The sequence below is a fragment of the Acidovorax sp. Q11 genome, from assembly GCF_054950075.1.
The window spans coordinates 43,601-53,370 of record NZ_JBUDZG010000030.1 but is presented as its reverse complement, the minus strand read 5'-3'; the positions used below and the strand labels follow the sequence as shown (position 1 = coordinate 53,370).

Here is a 9,770-nt window from a genome sequence, read left to right as displayed (position 1 = left end):
CGCGCTGGCGCTTCGCTTGCGGACCAATGCCTCCAATTGGTCACGCTCGTCTGTCGTTAAGTTCATCCTGTGCATACCTTCGAATATGGAGTGCATGCAGCCAATTTCAATGATTCAGTGGACTAGGCCGTCCCAGGCCAAGCGCAGGCCGGGCCTGAGCGGGGTTGAAAAACCCGTGCGGATGTTGTTCTCGCGGTTGGCCGAGATGGGAATGTCCACCGTGACCACCAGCGTGCGAAAACCTGCACGCTCCACACGGTGGATGAGCGCATCAATGCGCGCCTGGTCGCCGGGCAGGTAGGCCTGGAACCAGGTACCCGGGCTCTCGCGCGCCACCTCTTCCATCGGGATCAGCGAGGTGCCACTCATGACCGACACGATGCCCGCACGCTGCGCCGCACGCGCCAGCACCAGATCACCCCGGTAGGTGGACAACGCATTGATGCCCATGGGTGCAATGCCGAAGGGGCTGCTGTAGCGCTCGCCAAACAGCTCCACGGACTGGGAGCGCTGCGAGACGTCGCGCAGCACACGCGTGGCGAAGGCGTATTCGCCAAACACCTCGCGGTTGTCGCGCAGCGAGGCATTGTCTTCGGCCGCGCCCGCGATGTAGCCAAAAATGGGCCGGGGCAGACGCCGACGCGCGGCGTCCTCAAAGTCGTGCAGCGACAACATTCGGCGCAGCACGGCCGGGGGGCGCGGCAGTGGCGTTGCAGCAGGAGACAAGGGATCAGTGGCGGTGGTCATGGTGTGGACATCGGTACAAGCGTTCAGAACGCGTTCATGCGAGTCCCCACTCTAGGCAGCATTCGATGCGCATAAAAGCGAAATATCTAGAATGAAATCGTTCGCTTTTTCGACCAAAGACCATGCCAAGCCCTTCCATCAAGCAGCTCGAAGCCTTCTGGTGGGCCGCCACCTGCGCCAACTTCACCACTGCTGCAGACCGCGTGCATGTGTCGGTGTCGTCGCTGTCCAAGCGCATCGCCGAGCTGGAGTCGGTGCTGGGCCAGCCACTGTTTGACCGCAGCGGCCATCGTGCCGTGCTCACCGAAGCGGGCGAGCGCCTGCTGCCTGCAGCGCTTGATGTGCTCCAGGCCATGACGGCGCTGGGCCAGGCGGTGGATGCGCGCCCGGCAATCACTGGCCGGTGCCGCTTTGGTGTGGGCGATCTCTCGGCGCTCACCTGGCTGCCCGCCTTTGTGGCTGCCGCCCGGCAGGCCCACCCTCGCCTCGCGCTGGAGCCTGTGGTGAATGTGGGCAGCGTGCTGGAGCGCCGCCTGGACGATGGCGAGCTGGACTTTGCCGTGATCGCCGGGCGCTCCTCCCGCAGCAGCCTGCTGTCGCAACCGGTAGGGGCTGCGCACTTCACCTGGGCGGCCGCACCGGGCCTGCCCGGTGCGGGCAGGATGGGCGCCGGGGCCTTGCTGCAGCGCCATGCCCTGGTCACCCTGCCACCCGGTGCGGGAACCACGCGGCTGCTGGACGACTGGCTGTTGGCGCACCGCGTCACAGTGCCTGAGCGCATCCTGTGCAACAGCTGGGGGGCTGTGGCGGGAATGCTGCGCGCTGGCGTGGGCGTGGGCTTTCTGCCAGCGGGCTGGGTCCGCACACTCGGCCTGCGCGCGGTGGGCGGACGCACGCCGCTGGCGCCCCTGCACTACGCATACCAATGGCGACGGGGCGATACGCGGGCGCTGGTGGCTGCGATGTTGCGCCTGGCCCAGGCGCAGGTGGATTTTTCAGCCCCGCCTGCCCTGGCGGCCTGAGCGTCGGTCCCAAGCCTCCCGTAAAAGCACCATCACGCGCCCTGAATGCGTAGGCTGGAAGGAAAAAAACGGGCCACAAGGGCCCGTTACAGGAATGGAGGGGTGGCGCAGCGGCCCGCAGGCGCAAACGCCCCCAGGGTCATCGGCCCATCGGCCGCACCGTGCGTGCCCAGAAGGACCGAAGGAATCCGGCTTGTCCGAACGATCGAACATGCCGGGTTCCTTCACCCGGCCTCAGGCCTGCAATACCGCCAGACCACCCAGGTAAGGGCGCAGAGCCTCAGGCACCACCACACTGCCGCCGGCCTGCTGGTAGTTGTAGTTCCGGCACGCTTCGCTTCACTTTCGCGCTGCGAAAGTGAGCCTACACAGAAACTATCCGCTCAGGTCGGAGCAAGCTCCGACACTCCGCCCATGTATGGGCGGAGAACGGACGGAACCTCGACGGTTCCGTCCGCACGCTGATAGTTTTCCAGCACCGCCACCAGCGTGCGGCCCACGGCCAGGCCAGAGCCGTTCAGGGTGTGCAGCAACTCGTTCTTGCCTTGTGCGTTCTTGAAGCGGGCCTGCAGGCGACGTGCCTGGAAGGCTTCGCAGTTGCTCACCGAGCTGATCTCGCGGTAGGTGTTCTGCGCGGGCAGCCACACTTCCAGGTCGTAGGTCTTGGCGGCACCAAAACCCATGTCGCCGGTGCACAGGCTCATCACGCGGTAGGGCAGGCCCAGCTTCTGCAGCACGGCCTCGGCGTGGCGCGTCATTTCTTCCAGCGCTTCGTAGCTCTTGTCGGGGTGCACGATCTGCACCATTTCCACCTTGTCGAACTGGTGCTGGCGGATCAAGCCCCGAATGTCGCGCCCGCCGCTCCCGGCTTCCGAGCGGAAGCATGGTGTGTGGGCCGTGAGCTTGATGGGCAGGTCGGCCTCTGGCGTGACCACATCGCGCACAAAATTGGTCAGGGGCACTTCGCTGGTGGGGATGAGGTACAGCGCGGTGTTGTCCGGCACGGGCTCACCGTCCTGGCCGCCCTTCTTGGCGGCAAACAGGTCGCCTTCAAACTTGGGCAACTGGCCGGTGCCCTTGAGCGAGTCAGCATTCACGGCATAAGGCACATAGCACTCGGTGTAGCCATGCTCCTGGGTCTGCACGTCCAGCATGAACTGGGCGAGTGCGCGGTGCAGGCGGGCGATCGGGCCCTTCATCACCGTGAAGCGCGAGCCCGAGAGCTTGGCGCCCATGTCGAAATCCAGGCCCAGAGGCGTCCCCAGATCCACATGGTCCTTCACCTCGAACGCGAAACTGGGGGGCGCGCCCCAGCGGCGCACTTCCACATTGCCGGTTTCGTCGCTGCCTACGGGCACAGACTCGTGCGGCAGGTTGGGCACGGCGACCAGCATGGCCAGCAGCTCGGACTGGATCTGCTCCAGACGGGCAGCGGATTGTTCCAGCTCCGCCTTGCCTTCAGCCACCTGGGCCTTGACGGCTTCGGCGCCGTCCTTGTCACCCCGGCTCATCAGCATGCCGACCTGCTTGGACAGCTGGTTGCGCTGGGCCTGCAGCTCTTCGGTGCGGGTCTGCAGCGTCTTGCGCTCGGACTCCAGGGCCTGGAAAGCGGAGACATCCAGGAAGGCCTGGGGCTTTTTGCGGGTTTCCAGCCGCGCGATGGCGGTGTCGAGGTCTTTGCGGAGGAGAAAAATGTCAAGCATGGAGGGATTTTAGACGGCTAGAGGAGCCAGAAGGGCAGCGGCGATCAAAGGACAACACATACAAAAGGTGCAGCGCCAAAAGCACCTGGCACTGATGCAGGAAAGGCCAAATCTCCGCATCTAAGCAACGCTCATTTCAGTTGACGTTGAATGTATCCACCTTGCTTACCTCCATCACCGTTGTAGAGCGCTCGCCGGTCGGCCGAGACACACTGGACTCACTCTTTAATACCAAACCTCGATAAATCCCACCAGCCACAACCCAAAGAGTCTTTTCTTCATCCGTAGAAGACTGCGCATCATCAGAAACAATCAATTTCTCATTGATTTTAAACCGACAAACTTCAAATGCACCAAGAGGAGTTTCAACCACCTCTCGCCCGACATAAGTTCTAGATTCTGCGCCATCCGCAACCGAAGAAAGTGCCCCAGAGGGACTAGCCCGATATGAATTCACCAAATAACGCTGCCAAACCGTCTGACCGATCTCCATTCTTACCGGAAACGCTTTAGGCGGAACCATCTCATCAACAGATAAAAACATCTTTGCAGACGCCCTCTTATGCTCCTTCAAAACTCCATTTTCCAATGAAAAGTATGTATTTACATAATCAGGCCCACTAACCGTCGCTTCAAGTACACCGTTTGCCGAGGCGGACTGGCTTACAGTATAGTATTCCTGCTTCTGATATGACACTCCAGTGCTAGCACGAAAATCTTTTTGCACAGAAATTCTCATACCTGCCCGCAAAAAACCCTCATTAAAACAATCCTCGGATGTTTTAACCACCTGGCCATCACCACCTCCACCGCAAGAAATTAGCAGCGTACTAACAATAGAGATAGGGATAAATCTTTTCATCATACAATATCTAAAAATATATTACAAAAAAATCTCAAAGCGACAAAAATTCAAAAACAATCATTTTCAATTACTAAAAATATCGATTGCGCAAATAGGCGCCCAGGACAGCACCACTCGGCATGCAAAAATAACAATGTAAGCATATCCACACATCTAAGCAGCGCTTGATCAACCCAAACTGATCAGATCGAAGTTCGCACCGCACAAAATAAGACCGACCGTCTCCTGCGGCTGGGGCCGGTAGGCGCCGGTCTGCAGCGCGGCCAGGCCCAGCGCGGCAGCGGGCTCCACGGCCAGTTTCAGCTCCTTCCACAGCCAAAGCTGGGCGGCACGGATGGCGTCGTCGGGCAGCAGCAGCGCATCGTGCACGTGGCGCTGGCTCACCTCCCAGCCAATGGCCCCGATGCGGCGGGCGCCGAGGGAATCGGCGGCCACGCCACCCACGTCCACATCCACCGGCTGGCCCGCAGCGCGGGCCGCGTGCAAGGTGGGGGCGCGCTCGGGCTCCAGCGCGACCACATGGGCGCGGCTTTCTACCCACGCGGCCACGCCGCCAATCAGACCGCCGCCACCCACACTGACCAGCACCGTGTCGGGCAGGCGGCCGGCCTGCTCTTCCATCTCCAGCGCCAGGGTGCCTGCGCCCGCCACCACCTCGGGCTGGTCGTAGGCATGGGCCTGCAGTGCGCCGGTGGTCTTCTGGCGGGCCACGCAGGCTTCAAAGGCTTCGGAATAAGCGGCGCCAGTGACGACGACTTCAGCCCCCAGCGCGCGCAGGCGGGCTCGTTTGGCCTCGGGCGAGACCTCGGGCACAAACACCTCGCAGCGCACGCCCAGGGCCTGGGCAGCCGCCGCCACGGCAATGCCAGCGTTGCCGCCCGAGGCAATGATCACGCCGCTCTCGGGCACGGGGTTGGCCAGCAGACGGTAGAGCATGCCGCGCGCCTTGAAGCTGCCGCCCACCTGCAGGTGCTCCAGCTTGAGCCAGACCTCGGCGCAGTCCACCCCCAGGGATCGGCCGGACACGCGCATCAGCGGCGTGGTGCGCAGAAAGTCGGGCTGGGTGGCCAGTTGGCGGCGGGCAGCGGCAATGGCGGCGCGGTCGATCATGCAGGGGCTCCGGATGGCAGGTGGTGTCAAAAGAAGGGGCAGTGTAGGGGCTGCCCGCAACATGCAGACACAAGGCTGACTGCACGCGCGCCGCGCAACTGCCGATAACATGGACAGAGCAGCCCCCAACCAACGTCCGTTGCGGGCTTGCCTGCAGGAGGAAAGACATGTTCTTTGTGTTCGGCCCGTCGGGCCAGATGTACCGGGGCGGCCCGGAGAACCTGGCCCAGATCTCGTCGGTGCGGCGCGTGCAGCGGCCCCAGGCACTGCGCACCCGGGCGCTGGACCTGCCGGGGGAACCCGCGCCCGTCTTCCCTGCCCCGCCCCACGCGGCCACGGCAGAAGCCGCCCCCCCTGTGGTCAACCTGCGCCTGCAGGACGCCGTGAGCGCCTACTCACAAGCCGAACAGGGCCCCCAGCATGCCCGCCAGCCGCTGACCCGGGTCAGTGATGTCATGACCCGCGGCGCACTCAGCGTGCAGCCGGATGCGCGCGTGAACGACGCCTGGCAGACCCTGGCCGAGCACAAGGTGGCCCAGGCACCGGTGGTGGATGTGCTGGGCCGGGTGATTGGCCTGCTGTTACGGGCCGACATGGCGCCGCTGGACCTGCTGCCCGAGCCCGGCGCCGTGAAGCAGGCGATCGACCTGGCCCGCCGCCCGGTGGCGGAGGTGATGGTGAGCCCCGTGCCCACGGTGTCCCCCGACACCGAACTGCGCCGCGTGGCCGCCGTGCTGCTGGACACGGGCCTGCCAGGCCTGCCAGTGACGGACGAAGCGGGCGTGCTCTCGGGCTTTATCTCGCGCACCGACATCCTGCGCGCCGTGGCGGCCGATCCACCACTGGACCTGTGGAGCGGGCCTGCTGTGCCGTTGTGACGGAAAATTTGAATAAAAATGGCTGCTACCGCGCAATGGTCAAGCGTTAGTAGCTATCAATTGATGAGCAAAAAAAGAAAAGGGCGCCTGTGAGCGCCCTTTGTCTCTATTGAACCGCCCCACCGTCAGTGTGCAGACGGCCCCGTCTCGGGCGTGCGCTCGCGAATCTCCAGCCCCGTGGCCGCATCGATCTTGAGCCCCTTGGGCAGCGGGAACTTGATGGTCTCCTCGATGCCCGCCATGCTGCGCACCGACACCGCGCCCAGCGCCTTGATGCGGTCGATGACCTGCTGCACCAGGATTTCAGGCGCCGATGCGCCCGCCGTGAGCCCCACGCGCGCAAGGCCGTCAAACCACTCGCCTTTGAGCTCTTCGGCACTGTCCACCATGTAGGCGGTGGTGCCCAGCTTGGCCGCCAGCTCGCGCAGGCGGTTGCTGTTGGAGCTGGTGGGGCTGCCCACCACGATCACCACGTCCACCTGCGGGCTCAGCACCTTCACGGCGTCCTGCCGGTTCTGGGTGGCGTAGCAGATGTCCTGCTGCTTGGGCTCACGCACGCTGGGGAAACGCGCACGCACGGCGGCCGAGATTTCGGCGGCATCGTCCACCGAGAGCGTGGTCTGCGTGACCACGGCCAGCTTCTCGGTCTGCGCGGGCTGCACGCGCGCCACGTCTTCCACGTCTTCCACCAGGTGGATGCCCTGGTCGAGCTGGCCCATGGTGCCTTCGACCTCGGGGTGGCCCTTGTGGCCGATCATGATGAATTCGTAGCCCTCCTTGGCGAGCTTGGCGACCTCGACATGCACCTTGGTCACCAGCGGGCAGGTGGCGTCAAAAATGCTGAAGCCACGCGCCGCCGCCTCTTGCTGCACGGCCTTGCTCACGCCGTGGGCACTGAAGACCAGCGTGGCGCCCGGGGGCACGTCCGACAGCTCTTCAATGAAGATCGCGCCCTTGGCCTTGAGATCGTTCACCACGTAGGTGTTGTGCACGATCTCGTGGCGCACGTAGATGGGGGCGCCAAATTTCTGGATGGCGCGCTCCACGATCTCGATGGCGCGGTCCACCCCTGCGCAAAACCCGCGCGGCTCGGCCAGCAGGATTTCTTGCGGTGCCTGCATCACAGGATCCCGATCAGTTGCACTTCAAAGGTCACGGGCTGGCCCGCCAGCGGGTGATTGAAGTCAAACAGCACCGCGCCATCTTCACGCACTTGCTGCACGGCGCCTGCGTAACTGCCCTGGCCATCGGGCGTGGGGAACTGCACCACATCGCCCACGTTGTATTTCTCGTCGGGGTCGCCCAGCTCGTTCATCAGCTTGCGGGCCACCCACTGCTGCATGTCGGGGTTGCGCTCACCAAAGGCCTCGCCCGCAGCCAGCTCAAAGGTGGTGCGCGTGCCTTCGGCCAGGCCCAGCAGGCGCTGCTCCATGGCGGGCGACAACTCGCCCGTGCCCAGCGACAGGGTGGCGGGTTTGTCGGCAAAGGTGTTGATCACATCGCCTGCAGGGCCCGCCAGACGGTAGTGCAAGGTGAGGAAAGAGCCCGGCTGGACGGTGGGCAAAGCAGCAGCGGTAGAGGTCATGACAGTCTCGATAAACTCCTGCGATTGTAGAAAACCGGGCAAAGCCCTACCGCCACCACCGCCGCTGGCGCGTCCCACCTCCTCGTTCCATGGCCCTCAAAGACCTGCCCGCCGACGCCCAGCCCCGCGAAAAACTGCTGGCGCGCGGCCCCGCCGCCCTGGCCGATGCCGAGCTGCTGGCCATCCTGCTGCGCACCGGCATCGTGGGCAAGGGCGTGCTGCAGATGGCGCAGGAGCTGCTGGACCCGCCCGGCATCGACCCGGACACCGGCGCCATCAACGGCGGCTTCGGGGGCATTGCCGGGCTGTTGCACACCAACGCGGCCGACCTGGAGCGCATCAAGGGCCTGGGCCCCGCCAAACGCGCCGAACTGGTGGCCGTGCTGGAGCTGGCGCGCCGCGCCCTGGCCCAGCAGCTGCGCGAGCGCGAGGTGTTCGACTCGCCCGACACCGTCAAGCACTACCTGCAGCTGCACCTGGCCGCCAAGGGGCACGAGGTGTTTGCCGTGCTGTTCCTCGATGCGCAAAACCGCCTGCTGGCGCTGGAGGAGCTGTTTCGCGGCACGCTCACCCAGACCAGCGTGTACCCGCGCGAAGTGGTGCTGCGCGCCCTGCACCACCAGGCGGCCGCCGTGGTGCTGGCCCACAACCACCCGAGCGGCAGCGTACAACCCAGCCGCGCCGACGAGGCGCTGACACAGACCCTGAAAACCACGCTGGCGCTGGTGGATGTGCGCGTGCTCGACCATGTGATCGTGGCGCCGGGCCAGGCGTTGTCGATGGCGGAAAAGGGCCTGGTGTGACCGCCCCTGCGCCCGCACCGACCCCCCCGCCCACGGCGCTGCAAGCCGCGTTGGCACGCGCTGCGCGCACGGCGGCGGGCGGCCATGCCGCAGCCGCAGAGCCAGCCCCCGCGCCAGCCCCGCCGCCCTCCACGATCCACCGGTCCGCCCGGCGCGCGGGCCTGGCCGACAAAAAAGCGGCAGCCAAGGCCGCCATGCGCCCGCTGCGCCACGCCCCCGCCACACCCGCAGCCGCAGACAACCCCGCACCACCCCGCCGCCGCGCCCCCCCGGCCCCGCGCCGGGCAGGCGAGCGCATCACCCAGCTGCAGGACCTGGCCACCGTGGCCCGCCGCCTGCGCGAAGACCAAGAGCGCCGCGAGGCCGAAGACAAGGCCCGGCGCGAAGCAGCAGCACGGGCCGAGGCCGAGCGCCACCTCTTCAGCCGCAGCGTGGGCCCCGTCACCCCGCTGCGCAACCCCAACCTGGCGCGCGTGCGCCGCCACCAGCCGCCGCCGCTGCCGGTGCAGCACTGGCTGGACGAAGAACGGGTGCTGATGGAGTCGATCAGTGACGATTTCGACGTGAGCACCCTGCTCGACACCGATGACCAGCTCAGCTTTCGCCGGCCCGGCATTGGCGTGGAGATCACCCGCCGCCTGCGATCGGGCCACTGGAGCATCCAGCGCCAGCTCGACCTGCACGGCCTGCGCGTGGACGAGGCGCGCGAGGCGCTGGGCGACTTCATCCGCCACGCCCACAAGACGGGGCTGCGCTGTGTGCGCGTGGTGCACGGCAAGGGCCTGGGCTCGCCCGGCAAGAGCCCCGTGCTCAAGGGCCGCGTGCAGCGCTGGCTGGTGCAAAAAAGCGAGGTGCTGGCCTTTGTGCAGGCCCGGCCCATGGATGGGGGCGCTGGCGCGCTGGTGGTGTTGCTGCAGCCGGTGCTTCACAGAAATGCAAAAACAGGCTCTCTTCCGCATTCTGGATAAACCTTTTCAGCTACTATTTTTATAGCATTTTGATTTCTGCTTAGCGTTCGGGTTGAGTGGGTCAAAACCAGTTCAACATCTTCCATCCG

9 protein-coding genes and 1 pseudogene are annotated in these 9,770 nt (G+C 65.0%); 4 read left to right on the top strand and 6 right to left on the bottom strand.

Annotated features, from left to right (window positions below):
- Positions 1–120 precede the first annotated feature (120 nt).
- A pseudogene (locus ACYZGB_RS19000) lies at positions 121–747 on the bottom strand (alpha-hydroxy acid oxidase); the annotation flags it as partial.
- A 122-nt stretch (positions 748–869) separates the two neighbouring features.
- On the opposite strand from ACYZGB_RS19000, the gene ACYZGB_RS18995 reads away from it, so the two are divergent.
- Positions 870–1,769: a LysR family transcriptional regulator gene (locus ACYZGB_RS18995; RefSeq protein WP_462390424.1), complete on the top strand. Its 900-nt coding sequence runs from the start codon at positions 870–872 to the stop codon at positions 1,767–1,769.
- A 383-nt stretch (positions 1,770–2,152) separates the two neighbouring features.
- On the opposite strand, the gene serS is transcribed toward ACYZGB_RS18995, so the two are convergent.
- From serS to ACYZGB_RS18980, 3 genes are all read right to left on the bottom strand, one after another.
- Positions 2,153–3,472: a serine--tRNA ligase gene (gene serS, locus ACYZGB_RS18990; RefSeq protein ID WP_462390423.1), complete on the bottom strand. Its 1,320-nt coding sequence runs from the start codon at positions 3,470–3,472 to the stop codon at positions 2,153–2,155.
- Between the two features lie 136 nt (positions 3,473–3,608).
- Entirely contained in the window at positions 3,609–4,334 is a 726-nt protein-coding gene (locus ACYZGB_RS18985) for a hypothetical protein (protein ID WP_462390422.1), read from the bottom strand.
- A 171-nt stretch (positions 4,335–4,505) separates the two neighbouring features.
- Positions 4,506–5,447, bottom strand: coding sequence for a threonine/serine dehydratase (locus ACYZGB_RS18980; protein WP_462390421.1), 942 nt, complete (start codon positions 5,445–5,447; stop codon positions 4,506–4,508).
- Between the two features lie 167 nt (positions 5,448–5,614).
- Here ACYZGB_RS18980 and ACYZGB_RS18975 point away from each other — a divergent pair, with 167 nt between their 5' ends.
- A complete protein-coding gene (locus tag ACYZGB_RS18975) occupies positions 5,615–6,325 on the top strand; it encodes a CBS domain-containing protein (protein WP_462390420.1) in 711 nt (236 codons plus the stop codon).
- Positions 6,326–6,450: 125 nt separating this feature from the next.
- Here the strand turns inward: ACYZGB_RS18975 and ispH are convergent, their stop codons facing one another.
- Together ispH and ACYZGB_RS18965 are read right to left on the bottom strand one after the other, a co-directional pair.
- Positions 6,451–7,446, bottom strand: coding sequence for a 4-hydroxy-3-methylbut-2-enyl diphosphate reductase (gene ispH, locus ACYZGB_RS18970; protein WP_462390419.1), 996 nt, complete (start codon positions 7,444–7,446; stop codon positions 6,451–6,453).
- Entirely contained in the window at positions 7,446–7,910 is a 465-nt protein-coding gene (locus tag ACYZGB_RS18965; RefSeq protein WP_462390418.1) for an FKBP-type peptidyl-prolyl cis-trans isomerase, read from the bottom strand. The genes ispH and ACYZGB_RS18965 overlap by 1 nt, the downstream gene beginning before the upstream one ends.
- An 89-nt stretch (positions 7,911–7,999) precedes the next feature.
- Between ACYZGB_RS18965 and radC the strand changes: the two genes are divergently transcribed.
- Positions 8,000–8,713: a RadC family protein gene (radC, locus tag ACYZGB_RS18960; protein WP_462390417.1), complete on the top strand. Its 714-nt coding sequence runs from the start codon at positions 8,000–8,002 to the stop codon at positions 8,711–8,713.
- 194 nt (positions 8,714–8,907) lie between these two features.
- Positions 8,908–9,681, top strand: a complete 774-nt coding sequence (locus tag ACYZGB_RS18955; RefSeq protein ID WP_462390426.1) for a Smr/MutS family protein — start codon at positions 8,908–8,910, stop codon at positions 9,679–9,681.
- The last annotated feature ends 89 nt before the right edge of the window (positions 9,682–9,770 follow it).